Origin of the sequence: Methanoculleus sp. UBA291 (assembly GCF_002499755.1) — an archaeon.
Taxonomy (GTDB): Archaea; Halobacteriota; Methanomicrobia; order Methanomicrobiales; family Methanoculleaceae; genus Methanoculleus; species Methanoculleus palmolei.
In genome coordinates, this window is the sequence record NZ_DANC01000042.1 from 16059 (window position 1) to 32186 (window position 16128).

Here is a 16128-nt window from a genome sequence, read left to right on the forward strand (position 1 = left end):
ATGATTGGAAAAGAGATCCGCCTCGAGCGGATTATGGACCGAAATACCGGCCGCGCCGTGATCATCCCCATGGATCACGGGTTCACGATGGGTCAGATCGAGGGGCTCTGCAACATGACCAGGATCGTCAGCGCCGTGAGCGAGGGCGGGGCGAATGCCATCGTCCTCCATAAGGGCATGGTGAAGGGGGGGCACCGGAAGCACGGAAAGGATATCGGCCTCATCGTGCACCTCTCCGCAAGCACCTCGATGAACCCGGACCCGAACGACAAGGTGCTCGTCTGCACCGTGGAGGAGGCGGTCGCGCTCGGCGCCGACGCGGTCTCGATCCACATCAACCTGGGCGCGCCGAACGAGTCGCGGATGCTTGAGTCGGCGGGCGCAGTGGTGCGGGACTGCAACCGCTGGGGGATGCCGCTCCTGATCATGATCTACCCCCGCGGCAGGGGGGTCGACCCGACCTCGCCGCAGGCGATAGGGCACTGCGTCCGGGTCGCCGAGGAACTCGGCGCCGACCTGATCAAGACGAGTTACACCGGCGACCCTGAGACATTCCGCCGGATCACCGCGGCCTGTTCGGTGCCGGTGATGATCGCCGGCGGCGAGAAGGGTGGGGACCTCGAGACGCTCACGACCATCCGCGACGCGATCGGGGCGGGCGCGGCGGGCGTCTGCATGGGAAGGAACGCCTTCCAGCGCGACGACCCCGCCCGGTTCATAGCCGCGATCTGCCGGGTGGTCCACGAGGGCAGAAGCCCGGCCGAGGCGCTGGAGACCGGGCAATGAAGCGGTTCTGGGTCGATGTCAGGCCGTGGCGAAAGGACCTTGCGACGGCCGCTATCGAGAGCGGCGCGGACGCCCTGGCCGTCGACGATGCGGGGCGCGTGCGGGAACTCGGGCGGGTGGCGACGGTCGCGGAGAACGGCGATCTCGTCCCCGGAAAGGACGTCTTCGAGGTCGAGATCGTCGATAAGGCGACCGAAGAGGAGGCGCTCCGGCTCTCCCGCGAGGGGCTCGTCGTCGTCCGGACACGGGACTGGACGGTCATCCCGCTCGAGAACCTCGTCGCGCAGTCGGACCGGATCATCGCCGCAGTCGCGAGCGCCGATGAGGCGGCGGTCACCCTGACCGTCCTCGAACGCGGGGCGGCGGGTGTCCTCCTCTCGACCGACGACCCGGCGGAGGTCCGGCGGACGGCAAAGACGCTCGCCGGCGCCGGTCGCGAGGTCTCCCTCGTCCCGTTCGAGGTGACCCGGATCGCCCCCGTCGGGATGGGCGACCGGGTCTGCGTGGATACCTGCTCCCTCCTCGCCGACGGCGAGGGCATGCTCGTCGGCAACACCTCCTCGGCGTTCCTGATGGTGCACCCCGAGACCCTGGAGAACCCCTACGTGGCGCCGCGTCCGTTCCGGGTGAACGCCGGGGCGGTGCACGCCTACATTCTCCTCCCGGACGGGAAAACGGCCTACCTTGCCGACCTCGCGGCGGGCGATAAGGTGCTCGTCGCGGAGCATACCGGCGCGACTCATGACGCGGTCGTCGGCAGGGTGAAGATCGAGCGCCGCCCGCTCCTCCTTGTCGAGGCGAAGGCCGGCGATGTAAAGGTGAGTCTGGTCCTCCAGAACGCCGAGACGATCCGGCTTGTGGCGGAGGACGGCGCGCCGGTATCGGTCGCGGTCCTCGCGGTGGGCGACAGGGTTCTCGGCAGCATCGCAGAGGGCGGGCGGCACTTCGGCATCGCCGTTGCGGAGACGATCCGGGAGAAGTGACGCGAATGCTTGCAGGCATCATCGGCGGCACCGGGCAGATGGGACGATTCTTTGCGGAAGTCTTTCGAGCGGCGGGATGGGAGGTGATCGTCTCCGGGACCAGAACCGCGCTATCCAGCCGGGAGATCGCGGAGACGGCGGACCTCGTCATGGTCTCGGTGCCGATCCGCGCCACCGTCGGGGTGATCCGGGAGGTCGCCCCACTTCTTACGGAGGAGCAGGTCTTCTGCGACCTGACGTCCCTCAAGGTCGAGCCGGTCCGGGCGATGCTCACCTCCCGTGCGGAGGTGATCGGGCTCCACCCGATGTTCGGGCCGGGCGCCGCCTCGCTCCGGGGCCAGACGATCGTCGCGACCCCGGGGCGGTGCCGCCCGGAGACCCTCGAGGGTCTTCTCTCGGTCTTCCGCGACCAGGGAGCGTCGGTCACCCTCTCGACGCCGGAAGACCACGACCGGATGATGGCGGTGGTCCAGGGGCTCACCCACTTCGGGACGCTCGCGAAGGCGGAGGCCATCCGCCGGACCGGCGCCGATGTCGGGGAGACGCTCTCGTTCACAAGCCCCGTCTACCGGATCGAGATAGGATTCGTCGGAAGGCTCCTCGCCCAGGATGCGGACCTCTACGGGGACATCCTGCAGATGAACCCGGCCGTTCCCGGGGTGCTTGCGGCGTTCGAGGAGGCGGTCCGGACGCTCCGGGAGATCGTCGAGTCCGGGGACCGCGAGCGGCTTCGGGCGTTCTTTTCCGGGAACTCCAGCCACTACGCCTCGTATCTCCGCGCCGCGACGGAAGAGACGGACGACCTCATCAACCATGCGGTGGGCCGATGACCGTCCTGACGCTCGGGCCGGCCGGGACGTTCAGCCACGCACTCGCGGCCCGGCTCTACGGCGGCGGTATCGAACTCCTGCCGACCATCCATGCCGTCATCGAGCGCGTGGCGGGCGGCTCGGCTATCGGCCTCGTCCCGATCGAGAACTCGGAGACCGGCGGCGTGGGCGAGACGCTCCGGGGGCTCATGGAGTTCGACGTCTCGATCACCGGAGAAGCGTATATGCCCATCCGGCACCACCTCGCGGCCCGGGGGGAGCCCGGCCGCCTCTCGGTCATCTACGCCCATCCGCAGACGCACGAGCAGTGCTCCGTCATCCTCACCAGGCTCGGGGTGGAGGTCGTGCACACGAGCAGCAACGCCGCAAGCGCGGCCGCGATGCGGAAAGAAAGCCGTGCCGGGGCGGTCGTCCCGGAGACGGCGGCGGCGATCTACGGCCTACCTATAGCCCTCCGCGACATCCAGGACAGCAGGGAGAATATCACCCGGTTCGTGGAGATATCCGCCGCCCCCCGTGAGGAGACGGGCTGCACGAAGTGCAGCCTCCTTGTGGACCCGGAGATCGACCGGGCGGGTCTCCTCGCCGACCTGCTCGGGGTCTTTGCCCGGCGTGGGGTCAACCTGACCCGGATAGAGTCTCGGCCGGCCCGCCGGGGTATGGGGCGATATATCTTCTTCATCGACGTCGAGATATCTGAGGGATGGCGGGAGGCGAAGGAGGAACTCAAAGGGATGACCGCCGTCAGGGAACTCGGGTGTTACGCATGCATGGAGGTGCCAGGGATATGATCGTCAGGGTGGCGCGGATCGGGCCGGTCGACGCGACGTTTTCGGCCCCTCCCTCCAAGAGTTACACCCACCGGGCCCTGATTGCGGGTGCGCTTGCTGCAGGGAGGTCGCGGATTGCGGGACCCCTCCGGGCGGCCGACACCGAACTGACCGCCCGGGGGCTGGAGAGCCTCGGGGTCCCGGTCGAATGGCTGCCGGGAGAGATCACCGTCACCGGGTGCGGCGGCGCTTTCCCGACGCCGGGTGAGGTCACGATAGATTGCGGGAACTCCGGGACGACCCTCCGGTTGCTCACCTCGGCGGCGCTTCTTGCCCGGTACCCGGTGGTCCTGACGGGGAGTCCGAGGATGCTCGAACGGCCGGTCGGCCCCCTTGCCGATGCCCTCGGAGCGCTCGGCGGCTCGGTCGAGTCCGCCGGCCGGCCCGGCTACCCGCCCATCCGGGTCTCCGGCAGGCTCCGGGGCGGGAAGACGCAGATTGACGGGAGCATCAGCAGCCAGTTCGTATCGTCCATCCTGATGGCGGCGCCCTACGCTGAGGAGGACGTGGAACTTACGCTCCCGGCAGCCCCGGCCTCCCGGTCATACCTCGACGTGACCGCGGACGTAATGCTCCGGTTCGGCGCCCGGCTTGAGAGGCGCGGCTACGACCGGTTCCGGGTGGAGAGCGGTGCGGTCTACCGGGCACGGGACTACCGGATTGAGGGCGACTACTCGTCTGCATCCTACCTCTTCGCGGTCGCGGCCGTCTGCGGCGGGAAGGTCACGGTCACCGGCCTCTCCCCGGCATCGGTCCAGGGTGACCGCCGGTTTCTCGATGTCCTTGAGGCGATGGGCTGCCACGTCGCCGCCGGCGTCGATGCGGTGACGGTGGAGCGGACGGGCGACCTTCACGGAGTCGAGGTGGATATGTCTTCGTCTCCCGACACCGTCCAGACGCTCGCGGCGGTGGCGGCGACGGCAACGTCGCCGACGACGATCACCGGCACGGCGCACCTGCACTACAAGGAGAGCGACCGCGTCGGGGTGACGGCGGCGACCCTCAGGAGGATGGGCGCGGGCGTCGATGTCACGGACGATTCCCTCACGATCACGCCCGCGCCCCTCCACGGCGTGGCCGTCGACCCGCACAACGACCACCGGACGGCGATGGCGTTTGCCGTCCTCGGGCTCGCGGTCGGGGGCATGGCGATCCGGGACCCGGGGTGCGTGGAGAAATCCTTTCCCGGGTTCTGGGAGGCGCTCTACGGGGAGGGGTTGCTGTGAAGGTGGTCCTCACCGGGTTCCGGGGCACCGGGAAGACCTCGGTCGGTCGGGTCCTCGCGGACCGGCTGGGGCTGCCGCTCTACGACACCGATGCGCTGGTCGAGCGCCGGGCGGGGATGCCGGTCCGGGAGGTCTTCCGTCGGCACGGGGAGGCGCACTTCCGGGCCCTCGAACGGGAGGTGATCGCGTCGCTCCGGACCGCGGAGGGGGTGATCAGTACCGGCGGCGGTGCGGTCCTCGACCCGGCAAACGTCGCGGACCTCCGGTGGCACGGCACGGTCTTCCTTCTAGCGGCCGCACCCGAGGTCTGCCATAGGCGGATCGCCGGCAGCGACCGGCCGGGGCTGACGGACCTCCCCCCGGCGGAGGAGGTGCGCACGCTCCTTGCCCGAAGGAAGGATGCATACCTCGGCGCGGCGGATGCCTGCATCGATACCGGTACGTGCACTCCCCCGGAGATTGCGGATCGCATCGTCCGGAAGATGGGGGGGGAGGCCGGCATCTCCCCGGACCGAAGGCGTGAACGCGACGGTCTCCTTGAGCGGTTCGGGCTTTCCGACCTCGGGGAGATGATCGACCGGGACCCGGGCCTCCGGGTCTGCGCCATCGTCGGCAACCCCTGCGCCCATAGCAAGAGCCCGCTCCTCTACAACCGGCTCTTCGCGCACTTCGGGATGGAGCACTACCGCTACACCCGCTTTGAGTGGCCGGACGCAGGAGTCATCGTCCGTCTCGCGACCCTCCTCCCCGTAAAAGGTCTCTCGGTCACGATCCCGTTCAAGGCCGACGTGATGCGCCACCTTGACGCTGTGGACGATCACGCGGCGGCGATCGGGGCGGTGAACACCGTCGTCCGGTGCGGCGGAAAGTTCTACGGCCATAACACCGACTGGCTGGGCGTCCGCTCGCCGCTCCTTCACCGGCGGGGCGCCCGGGCGGTTGTCCTCGGTGCCGGGGGTGCGGCGGCGGCGGCGGTCTACGCCCTCGTCTCGCTCGACATGGACGTGACGGTGCTTGCCCGGACTGCGGACGCGGCGCAGAGGCTTGCGGACCGGTTCGGGTGCCGGCGGGGCGGTCTCGAAGAGTTCAAGGGGAGCGGCGCCGATGTGGTGGTGCACGCAACCCCGGTCGGGATGGAGCCCGACACCCGGAGCCTTCTTGCCCCCGGCGACCTTGAGCGAGGGACGACCGTCTTTGACCTCGTCTATACGCCGCCGGAGACGCCCCTCATCCGGGCGGCGAGGGAGGCCGGGTGCGAGACGATACCCGGCACGGAGATGTTCGTCCACCAGGCGGCGGAGCAGTTCCGGCTGATCACCGGTATTGCGGTCTCGCCTGCGCTGGTGCGGGAGATGCTTTCATGAACACGTTCGGGAGAAACTTCAGGTGCACGACGTTCGGTGAGAGCCACGGGAAGGCGGTGGGCGTGGTCGTCGACGGCTGCCCGCCCGGGATATCCCTCACGGAGGCGGATATTCAGCCGTACCTCGACCGAAGGCGGCCGGGAAAAAGCCCGCTCGAGTCAGGGCGGCAGGAGGCCGACCGGGTGGAGGTCCTCTCGGGGACGTTTGAGGGGAGGACGACCGGCGCCCCGATAGCGCTCGTCGTCGGGAACAGCGACGTCCGGTCGGAGGACTACGACGCGCTCCGGGACGTCTTCCGGCCCGGGCATGCGGACTATGCCTATCAGGCGAAGTACGGTCTCCGCGACCACCGGGGCGGGGGGCGGAGTTCGGGGCGGGAGACCCTTGCCCGGGTCGCCGCCGGAGCGGTGGCGATGCGCTGCCTTGCGCCCTCCGGGATCACGATCCGTGGGCGGATCGTCGAGGTGCACGGCGCGACGGAGCCCGATGCGATGGAAGCGGAGATCCGGGCCGCACGGGACGCGGGCGACTCCGTGGGCGGGGTCGTGGAGGTGACGGCGGCCGGGTGTCCCGCAGGGCTCGGGGACCCGGTCTTCGGGAAACTCGACGCCGCCATCGCCGGGGCGATGATGGGCATCGGTGCGGTGAAGGGCGTCGAGATCGGCGAGGGGTTCGGCGCCGCCCGGCTCTTCGGGAGCGAGATGAACGACCCGATCGGCAAGACCGGGTTTGAAAGCAACCACGCTGGTGGTATCCTCGGGGGGATCAGCACCGGACAGGAGATCGTCGTCCGGCTCGCCGTCAAACCGACGCCCTCGATACGCCGGGTGCAGAGAACGGTGGATGTCGCCGGCGCGGAGCGGGAGATCTCGGTCGGAGGGAGGCACGACCCCTGTATCGTCCCCCGGCTCGTCCCGGTCGCGGAGTGCATGATGGCGCTCGTCATTATCGACGCGATGCTTGAGCAGGGGAAGTACCGGGGAGTGGGGCGGTGAGTTCCCTTCCTGATCCTCAAACCTTCGAAGAAGGAGAGTTAAGCATCGGAGATGCGATCGCCGGGGAAGGGCCGTGTTCACGTTCCGGCCCCGGTCATGGCCCGGATGTCAAACCACCGTCCCCTTATGCGAAGAGCGTTGCGATGCCGGGCACCAAAATTCGCGAACTACTGGTACGTCATGCTACATCGGTGGTCTGAGGACCGCTTTGGGATGCCGTCAGCAATACTGCCTGTAAAATAAGAGAGACAAATAACAGGACCGTTACTATCCACCATCCGACCGACTCGAAGATATCCTCCGGAACCATGAATGTGTATCCCATGTAAGTTAGAAACAGCACTGCCTGTAAAATCCTGAACGCGTTCGCTTCGGCTTCATTCTTCAAAGCCACCAATCTTTCATCATTATCGCTGATTATGATCTCCTTCATCTTTTGAGGGGATCTTCTGATCATTGATAATTTGATGTAAGAAGCCAATGCCGCGCTTAATGGTATAAACGACAGCCCGATAATTGCTTTACCGTCCGGCAAGGCTTGATTTCCATCCATCGAACCGAACAAGATCCCAACCGCCAAAAGAACGACACCGACAATCAGTGCCGCAAATATAACTACTTTCGTTTTTTTAACAGTCTTTTCAATATCCATAGCGCCTCACTCCTCCCAAAACAAGTCATTTAAAGTTTTGTTGAGTGCCCTGCATATCTCAATGCATAACTTCAGGCTCGGATTGTATTTGCCGGACTCGATCAGGCTTATCGTTTGTCTGGTTACTCCGACGATCTCAGCCAGTTGCTCCTGCGATACCTCCGACTCTATCCTTGCGATCTTCATTTTTTTGTTTTTCAGTATACACCGCCTCCTCTCACACACATTACATTATGTCAATTATATGTGTCATTCTGTCATATAAATATGGTCGGTATGACTCATCTCCCGGCCATGACACAGAAACGCCTCCTCTTCGATGAAGTCTTCTTGGCGTCTTGTCCAATGAGCGCCCTGTTCGAGGACGTCTCCCCCGAGATCAAAATCAAATCATCAACCTCCAGCGCGAGACGTTATCCTCGCCCACCGTCACCTCACGCGAGGCCGAAAAATATGCCCGTAACGTGAAACAAGAGTGTTGCGATGCCGACCTCCGGAATCCGGCACAGACCGTACCGGGCCACCCCTCACTTCAGCAGGTCCGCGAGTTGCCGTATCTCCCGGAGATTACTGCCCTTCGGCCGTCAGGGTGCCGGCGTGGTGGAAGACGAACCCCGAGCCGTCGTCCCGGTCACGAAGTGCATGATGGCGCTTGTTCTTCTGGATGTAATGCTTGAGCGGGCGAAGTACCAGGGGGGCGGGTTGCCGTCCTGACGGGGCGCATACTTCCGGACCGTGTAGCGGGGAGAGGCCTGGCACGTCGGATCGAAGCGTTTCCCCCTCTTTACAGGGCGTTACTGTTCTTCCCGGCGTGTCGTGGCTCTTTCTCCCGGACGGACTACCCGGTTCCTGATCAACGGACCAGGTGCGTGGTCACCACCTTTTTCGCTGCGTCGTGGAGCCTGCCGTCGCCGGTCACTAGATCGGTCCCGCACTGGACCGCAGCGGCAACAAAGAGGCGGGGGGTGTCCCCTCCCCGGTCCCCATCCCCAATGGCGACGGCCGCCACGGTCCACTGCATGGGGACAGGCCCGAGAAAAAAGGCCGATCCCGGGAAAAAATCCAGATCCGGAACTCATCCCCGCAGAGGTGGGGATGAGCATCAAGCAGAGTCCGATAATTCGGAATCGATGCCCTTTATCGGCGAAGGGGACCGTGAAGTCCCTCATCGCCTCACTTCACCAGGTCCGCAATCTGCCGCATCTCCCGGATATGGTACTGTCCCTCGGCCGTCGGGCTCCCGGCATGGCAGAACGTGAACTCCGACCCGAAAAGGGGCAAGATCGCCCGGGCGTAGCGGAACTCGGCGCCCATGACGCTCGTGCAGATGGGTTTCGGAGCGCGATGGGTGAACGCGACGAGTTCGACGAGGTCGTCCCGGGTCCGGGGTTTCACGACGATCTTCGGGATATCGCCGTAGGACCTGAGCATCTCCTCGATCTTTCCGAGCTCCGGCAGGGCGGGCATCTCGTTCGTGTGCAGAGATGCGAGGATCTGGACGCCCTCCCCCTTGATGAACGGCGCGTGGTCCCGGTAGCGCGCCTCGACGTCCACGAGGTCGACGTAGCGTGCTATCGGTCCGATGATCCGGGTCCAGAGGTCGGCGTTCCCGACAAACCTGCCCCCTTCCTCCCTGCTCCTGAGCGTAGCAATCAGCGGGACGGCGGTCTTCTCCCGGATCGCACGGACCTGATCCAGCAGGTCCCCCTCCATCCGGTCGAGCCGGATCTCGATGAACGTCGGGTTGTATTCCAGAACCTCGTCGATAACCCCGGTATTCTCCACAGAGACGACGATCTTCATACCCGTCCGGTATAACCCCTGATCATTTAAATGCCTGCCTCCTCCTCTCCCCTCCGTCACGTCCCCACCGTACCGCAGCGCTCCAGCATGGCAGCGACGACCGCATCAAAGACCCCCGGCAACCGCTCCCGGAGCCCCTGCACCCCGGCTTCCGTGACCCCGCCTCCGGTCGCAACCTCACCGACGAGGTCCGCGGGTGCCGCGCCGGTCTCCCGAAGGTAGGCGGCCGTAGCCGCAACCATCTCTGTCGTCAGCATAACCGCCCGGTCCTTCGGGAGTCCGCTCGCGCGGGCCGTCGCGTCGGCCAGTTCCTCAATCACGGCGGCGAGCAGCCCCGGCCCGCAACTCGAAAGAAGCGTGGCCGCCGCGAGTTCCTCCTCTTCGACGAGCATCACGTTCCCGACCGACGAAAAGAGCCCCTCCACCCGGAGGGCGTCGTTCATGCCAATCTGCCGCCCGTGGCAGACCAGCGTCGTCCCCTGTCCGACTGCGGAGGTGACCGTGGGCACGACCCTGGTGACCGACCCGGGAAACGCCTCTTCGAGGTCCCGAAGGCTGATCCCGGCGGCGAGCGAGACGATATGCTCATCTCCGTCCATCGCCGGAACAATCTCCCGGAGGACCTCCCGCACCTCCCGGGGCCTGACGGCGAGGACGACGAGACGGCACCGCCGGGCGAGTTCCGCGTTCGTTTCGGCGATGCCGATGCCCGGCCATGCCGCGGCGCATGCATCAAGGCTCGTCCGACTGCGAGAGGCAACCACGACCTCGTCGGTGGAGAGCGCGCCGGATGAAAGAAACCCGTTCATCAGCATCCTGCCCATGTGCCCGTAACCGATAATCCCTACGGCATCCATGATTCCTCAACCTCTCTATAACTGAATACATGTTTTCACCGGGGAGGAGTTATAGACCGGTGGGACGAATGGTACTCAAGAGATGCCGCACAATCACCATCAGGTGCCCGGGTCGCCGGAACTGCTTGCGCCGGCAGGGTCGCCGGCGGCCCTTTCCGCAGCCGTCGCCGCCGGCGCGGACGCCGTTTACCTCTCCGGGAGGCGTTTTGGAGCCCGTCACTACGCAGCGAACTTCTCCGACGAGGAACTTCGCGCCGCCGTCGATTATGCACACCTCCACGGCGTCAGGGTCTATGTCACGGTAAACGTCCTCGTCCGGGACGAAGAACTCCCCGATGTGACCCGATACCTCCTCCGGCTCTACGAGACCGGAGTCGACGCCGTCCTGGTGCAGGACGCCGGGGTGGCGGCGATTGCCCGGGAGGTGGTCTCCGACCTCCCCCTCCATGCCTCCACCCAGATGACGGTCCATAACCGCGAAGGCGTGGCCCGGGCCGCACGGGAGGGATTCTCCCGCGTGGTGCTTGCGCGTGAACTCACCCTCGCCGAGATCGAGGGGATTGCCGGGGACGCAGAGGCACGGGGGGTCGGGATCGAGGTTTTTGCCCACGGTGCGCTCTGCTACTGCTACTCCGGCCAGTGCCTCCTCTCCTCGGTCATCGGGGGGCGGAGCGGGAACCGGGGGATGTGCGCCCAGCCGTGCCGGAAGCCCTACCGGCTCGTCGTCGGGGATAAGGACGATTACGGGCGCCCGAAGGATCTTCACACCGTGCCGGCAGGAGACCGGTACCTGCTCTCGACCCGGGACCTCGCGGTATACCCGCGCCTTGACCGGATCGTGCGTGCACCGGTGGCGGCGCTCAAGATCGAGGGGAGGATGCGTTCGCCGGAGTACGTCGCGACGACGGTGAGCATCTACCGGCGCGCCCTCGACGCGCTCGCTGCAGGAGAGGCATGGTCCCCCTCGCGGGAGGAGATGCGGAACCTTGCCCTCGCGTTCAACCGGGGGTTCACGGAGGGTTACCTCCTCGGCGCCTCCGATATCATGGCCCGCGACCGGCCCGGGAACCGGGGCATCCTGCTCGGCACGGTCGCCGGCTACAACCCGCAGCGGCACGAAGCGACCGTGCGCCTCGCCGGCGATCTCGCGCCCCGTTCCGGCGACGGACTGGCCTTCTGCACGGACGACCCGGAGGAGGATACGGGCGCGGTCGTCCGCGGCCCGCCCACCGTCCGCGACGGCACGGTGCGGCTCTCCGTCCCTGCGCCCGTCGTGCCGGGGGCCCGGGTTTTCCTGACGAAGAGCGCGGACCTTGAGGAGCGGGCAAAACAGGTCATGAAACAGCCTCTCCGGCCGTTGCCGCTCGATCTTTCGGTTACCTGGGAGGACGGCACCCCCTGCCTGGAGGCGGTCGTCGACCGGAACGACGGTGAGCCGCTCCGGGTGCGCTACCGCCCGGACCTCCGGATGGAGCCTGCACGGAACCGGCCGCTCTCCCGGGACCGGATCGCGGAGCAACTCCGAAAGACCGGAGGAACGCCGTTTACGGTCCGGAAGATGGACCTCCGGTACCCGGGCGGGCTCTTTCTCCCGCTCGGGGAGTTGAACGGGGTCCGGCGAACGTTCCTGGAGAAGGTTGAGGAGGCCGTCCTCGCCGCACGGCGTCCGGGGCCCGATGCGGTGGATGCGGCCGGAAAACGTGCCCGGGCGGCGATTGCCGGGATGACGCATCCTGCAGGGCCGCATCCCGGTCCCCGGCTCCCGTCGGTATCGGTCTACGTCGATACCCCTGAGGGTGCAAAGGCCGCCGTCCGGGGCGGCGCCCGGACCGTCTATATCGAGTCCGCCGACCCGGAGGTCCTTGAAGAGGCCGCCGCCGTCTGCGCCGGAGGAGGCGCCGACCCTGTCTGGAAATGGCCGTCGATCACCCGGCGCGCGTTCCTTGATACGGCGGCTCCTCTCCTCCCGTCGCTCTATGAGGCGGGGGTCCGCGGCGTCATGGTGAGCGGTCCCGGCGCTGCGGACGCGGTGCGGCGGGCCGCTCCGGGGATGAACCTCTACGGCGCAGCCGGGCTGAACGTCTGGAACCACCGCACCGCCCGGGAACTGGCGGCGCTCTTCCTGCGGTGTACGGCATCCCCCGAACTTCCGGCGGCCGACCTTGCCCGTCTGGCGGCGACGACCGAGAGCGTTCCCGAACTTGAGGTGCTGGTGCAGGGGAACGTCGAGGCGATGGTGACCGAGGACCGGCTGGCGGCGATGGCCGCCGGGGCTCTCACCGGCGGCCGTTTTCTGGGGCTCAAGGACGGGCGGGGCCGTGTCTTTCCGGTCCGGCGCGACAGTGAGGGGCGGACCTCTATCGCGAACGCCGTCGAGACCTGCCTCATCGACCGCCTGCCCCGGATCGCCGGGACGGGCATCGCGGCCGTCGCCATCGATGCACGGGGGCGGGGGCCCCGCTACGCCGGGGAGATGGCCGGGCTTTACCGGGCGGGGCTCGACGCCGTCGGCCGGGGAGCCCCCGGCACGCTCTCCGCGCTCAAGGAGGAGGCGAGACGGCGGGCGCTCGGGGGCATCACCGGCGGGCATTTCGTCCGGGGAATCGAGGAGTAAGGGGTATCTTGGCACCGTTGCCATGAGACCCCACTACCCGGACGATCCGTTCCGGGCGGGTACCTCCGTCTCCGGCATTCTCCATTTATCCCCAGAAGAGCATCCAGATCCCGAATCCTATCAAAAAAATCCCGCTTCCCGCTCAAATTATATCCCTGTATTCTCGTATCCTGCTTGACGAGGCGTATCCCCCGAGGACCCCGACGCCGAGAAACGGCGTGAGCACCCCTGCCCCGAAGACCAGCAGGAGTGATAGATCCTGCACGGTGCCGTCGATCAGGATTCTGCTGAGCAGGATGAGAAGCATCGGTGCGGCGCACGGGACCTTGACGATCGAGAACATCATGCCCAGCACGAACAACCCGGCAAGGGTGGTCGCGTGCTTCCGTAACGATGACCGGACATAGTCGTCGGTGGAGACCGGGAGGCGTATCAACCCGAGCAGGTTCACCCCGGCGAGTATCGTGATCAGTCCCGCCGCGACGGCGAGATACGGGCCGAAACCGCCGAGCGACATCCCCGCCAGCAGGAAGCAGCATCCCATGACGATATACGCGGCGACCAGCCCCAGGCCGAATATCAACGAATTCAGGAGACTGCTTTTCAATTCTTTGCCCGACCCGGTGACGTACACCAGTATGAATCCGAGTATCGCCATCAGGCAGGGCGAAAACCCGGAGAGGAGGCCCAGAGAGTATGCAAACGGGATGTCCCAGTTTATCGGCGGCGAGTTCTCCTGCGGCTGCTCGCCGGCAAGGGACTGCTCGATCGCCGCCCTGAGGCTCTCCTCAGTTATCTCTTCCTTGGGGATCTTGAAGGTGCCGTCCACAACCACGGCCGGGACTTCGAGAAATGCGTATGCGTTCCATCGCTCCCATCCTTCCACGGTCTCGACGTCGATCCATTCGATTGTGAGGGCGCCGTCGTAGGCGCCTTCCAGGTCCGCGATCAGCGGATCGATGAACCTGCAGTCCGAGCACCGGTCCATGTGGTAGTATTCGAGGGAGACTGTTGAAGCCGCGGCTGCAGGAATGCACAACGTGCACGCGATGAGCAGAACGGCAAGTGCCTGCACTGTTTTTACAACCATGAGTCCTCCGCCCTTCGCAGAGGTGTGTGTAGAGCACATCGATCACTCCACAGGCCATCCATCGATCATCGGTCCGTTCCCCTCGGAACCGATCGCCGTTCCCAGATATAGAGGATGGGAAAAGCAACGATACCAACAAGCACAATTCCCCGGAGAAGGGGGACAACGGGATACCCCAGTGCCAGATAGCGCAGAAGAACGATCATGGCTACTATGAGGTAGAAGACAACCGATCGCGCGAAGGTGATGCGGCGCTCCCCACCATCGATGAAGACGATGCGCGTCAGTAGCAGGCCGAGGAGGACGATGATGAGAAGCCAGAAGACCTGGTTGATGGAATACGCAAGGGACGCGTAGATATAGATCAGGAAGATCACGACGGCAAGGATGGCGTCGGTCACCTTCTCGACAACGACTCGCCTCTGCATCTTTCCTCCTTCCCTGTATCCGCTAACCGGAGGGAACGATGGAGGATAGGTATGGGGTTTTGATCGTCCGGCTGCCTTTCGTCCATACCACACCATAATAGAGAAATATACTGCAGTGATCGTCAATGCCAAGGGAAACAACAAGAACGCAGGTATTGGGAGGGGAGCTGTCGCGATGATGATAGCGACGATGATAATCGACACGAAAAAGACTACAACTGAGCGCCAGAGTGCCTCCTTGACGATAGGGTCGAGTTTCATATATACATCACCGACGCATCATCAGGAATCGTAAAGGTGAAATCACTATCATCTGCTGTGTAATTTATCGAATAATCTCGATATTCCAGGGTTAGCACTGGATTGCCCTTGTCCCAACTCTCCAGTTTCAACGGGATAAGACCATCGGGGTCGATCCACAGCAGATATTCTCTCGTATCTTCGTTATCCGACTCGCGAGAAGCCAGTTCTATCTTATAAGCAGAGGTTGAGTAGTGCGACTCCATTTCTTGACCTATTACCATGTATTTTTCAGAGATATTATCATTCAACAGCACATAGATCGCAGGTTCTGGTAGTTTCTCTGATGATGTCAGATTTCTAATGAACACTATATTTTTCTCAGGATCATAGATCCAGACTATATCTCCATTAGAAGTAACCTCTGAGCGTATAAATGAGCCGCTCTTTTCGATTCTTCGAAATTTGTCCGGTTTCTTTAAAAGTACATCATACTCGATAGTCTCCGTTTCATTTCCTATATATAAAGTAAGCTTCTCGATGTATGCCAGGCTCTCTACATTTGCCTGCTTTTCTGCGGCTTTTTGCAGAAGCGTATCCACATCTACGTCTGTTTCCAAACAACCGGAACAAACGAGTCCGAGTAATACGATAACCACTACAAATTGATAGCGCTGTTGTGTTGTCATAGCACACTCCACAAAAAGAGGTGTTTACCTGATTTACAGGCTGTCGTACATACATGCGGCTATTTCCACTCCTAAGCAAGCTACGGCAGGGGCGCAGGTATATGGAGTCATAAGAGCAACACATGGTTGTAACAACACTATACAAATTTCACAGACCGACACTCCAGGACAGGGGATTCCAGCAAGCGCACAGGCACAATTCAGGGTGATACAGTAAACAACTCTTTGCCAGTAATCCGGGTCCTCATCTGTTACAAAGAGATGTTCCGACGTTTTCTGGATGAATGAGCCCTCGTCGATAATGGTTTCCGTGACCATATTTCCATTGGCGTCAATTATGCTGAACTCGAGTGTGTACAGAGACTTTTCCTGGAAAATACACGTGTACTTGAGTACCCGGGCATTGTCATCGTCCCAGACCGCAACGATGTTTGATGTCTGGACCAAACCGTCTTTTTCAATAACAGATTCGATGGGCAGTACTACAGCCGTTGCATGCTTGATTGATCCGTCTTCAAGTTCCTTCTCGAAGGAGAATGCTTTCGCGTTGTCGACGATCATACTCAGATCTTCGGAACGTGGGATCTCTGAGAGTTTTTGCACCTCATTCAGGTTCAAAGCAGAAGCAACAACTTCGTACTTCTCCAGACCCGACAGATTGGTTTTTTGCAGGTCCAGTTCGGCATCGCCGCAAGGTGTTCCCGGTTCGCACGCCATCGCCGGCACCATCGCGACACTCAC

At 63.8% G+C, this 16128-nt stretch carries 18 protein-coding genes; 9 read left to right on the plus strand and 9 right to left on the minus strand.

The window, feature by feature from the left end; translation table 11 throughout:
- Genes BP737_RS10340 through BP737_RS10370 form a run of 7 tightly spaced genes read left to right on the plus strand, consistent with a single transcriptional unit; the run spans window position 1 to window position 7014 of the window.
- On the plus strand, window positions 1-786 hold the full coding sequence (locus BP737_RS10340) for a 2-amino-3,7-dideoxy-D-threo-hept-6-ulosonate synthase (RefSeq protein WP_342686173.1): 786 nt from the start codon (window positions 1-3) through the stop codon (window positions 784-786).
- The gene (locus BP737_RS10345) at window positions 783-1769 is read left to right on the plus strand and encodes a 3-dehydroquinate synthase II (RefSeq protein ID WP_292407399.1); all 987 of its coding nucleotides are present in this window, start codon (window positions 783-785) and stop codon (window positions 1767-1769) included. Before BP737_RS10340 ends, BP737_RS10345 begins: the two co-directional genes overlap by 4 nt.
- A gap of 5 nt (window positions 1770-1774) precedes the next feature.
- On the plus strand, window positions 1775-2599 hold the full coding sequence (locus BP737_RS10350) for a prephenate dehydrogenase/arogenate dehydrogenase family protein (protein ID WP_292410407.1): 825 nt from the start codon (window positions 1775-1777) through the stop codon (window positions 2597-2599).
- Entirely contained in the window at window positions 2596-3390 is a 795-nt protein-coding gene (locus BP737_RS10355) for a prephenate dehydratase (protein ID WP_292410405.1), read from the plus strand. The genes BP737_RS10350 and BP737_RS10355 overlap by 4 nt, the downstream gene beginning before the upstream one ends.
- Entirely contained in the window at window positions 3387-4655 is a 1269-nt protein-coding gene (aroA, locus tag BP737_RS10360; protein WP_292410403.1) for a 3-phosphoshikimate 1-carboxyvinyltransferase, read from the plus strand. Before BP737_RS10355 ends, aroA begins: the two co-directional genes overlap by 4 nt.
- On the plus strand, window positions 4652-6019 hold the full coding sequence (gene aroE / locus BP737_RS10365; protein WP_292410401.1) for a shikimate dehydrogenase: 1368 nt from the start codon (window positions 4652-4654) through the stop codon (window positions 6017-6019). Before aroA ends, aroE begins: the two co-directional genes overlap by 4 nt.
- Window positions 6016-7014 carry a chorismate synthase gene (locus BP737_RS10370; protein ID WP_292410399.1) on the plus strand — a complete coding sequence of 333 codons (999 nt, stop codon included), beginning with the start codon at window positions 6016-6018 and terminating at the stop codon, window positions 7012-7014. Before aroE ends, BP737_RS10370 begins: the two co-directional genes overlap by 4 nt.
- Before the next feature lie 178 nt (window positions 7015-7192).
- Here the strand turns inward: BP737_RS10370 and BP737_RS10375 are convergent, their stop codons facing one another.
- Window positions 7193-7666, minus strand: a complete 474-nt coding sequence (locus BP737_RS10375; protein WP_292410397.1) for a hypothetical protein — start codon at window positions 7664-7666, stop codon at window positions 7193-7195.
- A gap of 6 nt (window positions 7667-7672) precedes the next feature.
- Window positions 7673-7852, minus strand: coding sequence for a helix-turn-helix transcriptional regulator (locus BP737_RS10380; protein WP_292410395.1), 180 nt, complete (start codon window positions 7850-7852; stop codon window positions 7673-7675).
- A 297-nt stretch (window positions 7853-8149) separates the two neighbouring features.
- Between BP737_RS10380 and BP737_RS10385 the strand changes: the two genes are divergently transcribed.
- Window positions 8150-8380: a hypothetical protein gene (locus BP737_RS10385; protein WP_342686169.1), complete on the plus strand. Its 231-nt coding sequence runs from the start codon at window positions 8150-8152 to the stop codon at window positions 8378-8380.
- A 139-nt stretch (window positions 8381-8519) separates the two neighbouring features.
- On the opposite strand, the gene BP737_RS10390 is transcribed toward BP737_RS10385, so the two are convergent.
- From BP737_RS10390 to BP737_RS10400, 3 genes are all read right to left on the minus strand, one after another.
- The gene (locus BP737_RS10390; RefSeq protein ID WP_342686170.1) at window positions 8520-8687 is read right to left on the minus strand and encodes a hypothetical protein; all 168 of its coding nucleotides are present in this window, start codon (window positions 8685-8687) and stop codon (window positions 8520-8522) included.
- A 152-nt stretch (window positions 8688-8839) separates the two neighbouring features.
- Window positions 8840-9469 carry a type I 3-dehydroquinate dehydratase gene (locus BP737_RS10395; protein WP_342686171.1) on the minus strand — a complete coding sequence of 210 codons (630 nt, stop codon included), beginning with the start codon at window positions 9467-9469 and terminating at the stop codon, window positions 8840-8842.
- Window positions 9470-9525: 56 nt separating this feature from the next.
- On the minus strand, window positions 9526-10326 hold the full coding sequence (locus BP737_RS10400) for a pyrroline-5-carboxylate reductase family protein (protein ID WP_342686172.1): 801 nt from the start codon (window positions 10324-10326) through the stop codon (window positions 9526-9528).
- 82 nt (window positions 10327-10408) lie between these two features.
- On the opposite strand from BP737_RS10400, the gene BP737_RS10405 reads away from it, so the two are divergent.
- Window positions 10409-12940, plus strand: coding sequence for a U32 family peptidase (locus tag BP737_RS10405; protein WP_292410790.1), 2532 nt, complete (start codon window positions 10409-10411; stop codon window positions 12938-12940).
- Window positions 12941-13082: 142 nt separating this feature from the next.
- Here BP737_RS10405 and BP737_RS10410 read toward each other — a convergent pair whose 3' ends face one another.
- The 4 genes from BP737_RS10410 to BP737_RS10425 form a co-directional block, all read right to left on the minus strand.
- Window positions 13083-14030: a cytochrome c biogenesis protein CcdA gene (locus tag BP737_RS10410; protein ID WP_292410791.1), complete on the minus strand. Its 948-nt coding sequence runs from the start codon at window positions 14028-14030 to the stop codon at window positions 13083-13085.
- 65 nt (window positions 14031-14095) lie between these two features.
- Window positions 14096-14458, minus strand: coding sequence for a hypothetical protein (locus tag BP737_RS10415; RefSeq protein WP_273259256.1), 363 nt, complete (start codon window positions 14456-14458; stop codon window positions 14096-14098).
- A 257-nt stretch (window positions 14459-14715) separates the two neighbouring features.
- Entirely contained in the window at window positions 14716-15387 is a 672-nt protein-coding gene (locus BP737_RS10420) for a LolA family protein (RefSeq protein WP_273259255.1), read from the minus strand.
- A 33-nt stretch (window positions 15388-15420) separates the two neighbouring features.
- On the minus strand, window positions 15421-16128 hold a 708-nt coding region (locus BP737_RS10425), incomplete at its 5' end, for a hypothetical protein (protein ID WP_292410792.1).

What these genes read in the sequence shown, in the direction of transcription:
- BP737_RS10405 (WP_292410790.1), top strand. Translation starts at nt 10,409, where the DNA reads ATGCCGCACAATCACCATCAGGTGCCCGGGTCGCCGGAACTGCTTGCG.
- BP737_RS10400 (WP_342686172.1), bottom strand. Translation starts at nt 10,326, where the DNA reads ATGGATGCCGTAGGGATTATCGGTTACGGGCACATGGGCAGGATGCTG.
- aroA (WP_292410403.1), top strand. Translation starts at nt 3,387, where the DNA reads ATGATCGTCAGGGTGGCGCGGATCGGGCCGGTCGACGCGACGTTTTCG.
- BP737_RS10410 (WP_292410791.1), bottom strand. Translation starts at nt 14,030, where the DNA reads ATGGTTGTAAAAACAGTGCAGGCACTTGCCGTTCTGCTCATCGCGTGC.
- BP737_RS10375 (WP_292410397.1), bottom strand. Translation starts at nt 7,666, where the DNA reads ATGGATATTGAAAAGACTGTTAAAAAAACGAAAGTAGTTATATTTGCG.
- BP737_RS10370 (WP_292410399.1), top strand. Translation starts at nt 6,016, where the DNA reads ATGAACACGTTCGGGAGAAACTTCAGGTGCACGACGTTCGGTGAGAGC.
- BP737_RS10385 (WP_342686169.1), top strand. Translation starts at nt 8,150, where the DNA reads ATGCCGACCTCCGGAATCCGGCACAGACCGTACCGGGCCACCCCTCAC.
- BP737_RS10415 (WP_273259256.1), bottom strand. Translation starts at nt 14,458, where the DNA reads ATGCAGAGGCGAGTCGTTGTCGAGAAGGTGACCGACGCCATCCTTGCC.
- BP737_RS10355 (WP_292410405.1), top strand. Translation starts at nt 2,596, where the DNA reads ATGACCGTCCTGACGCTCGGGCCGGCCGGGACGTTCAGCCACGCACTC.
- BP737_RS10345 (WP_292407399.1), top strand. Translation starts at nt 783, where the DNA reads ATGAAGCGGTTCTGGGTCGATGTCAGGCCGTGGCGAAAGGACCTTGCG.
- BP737_RS10395 (WP_342686171.1), bottom strand. Translation starts at nt 9,469, where the DNA reads ATGAAGATCGTCGTCTCTGTGGAGAATACCGGGGTTATCGACGAGGTT.
- BP737_RS10350 (WP_292410407.1), top strand. Translation starts at nt 1,775, where the DNA reads ATGCTTGCAGGCATCATCGGCGGCACCGGGCAGATGGGACGATTCTTT.
- BP737_RS10390 (WP_342686170.1), bottom strand. Translation starts at nt 8,687, where the DNA reads ATGCAGTGGACCGTGGCGGCCGTCGCCATTGGGGATGGGGACCGGGGA.
- BP737_RS10340 (WP_342686173.1), top strand. Translation starts at nt 1, where the DNA reads ATGATTGGAAAAGAGATCCGCCTCGAGCGGATTATGGACCGAAATACC.
- BP737_RS10380 (WP_292410395.1), bottom strand. Translation starts at nt 7,852, where the DNA reads ATGAAGATCGCAAGGATAGAGTCGGAGGTATCGCAGGAGCAACTGGCT.
- BP737_RS10420 (WP_273259255.1), bottom strand. Translation starts at nt 15,387, where the DNA reads ATGACAACACAACAGCGCTATCAATTTGTAGTGGTTATCGTATTACTC.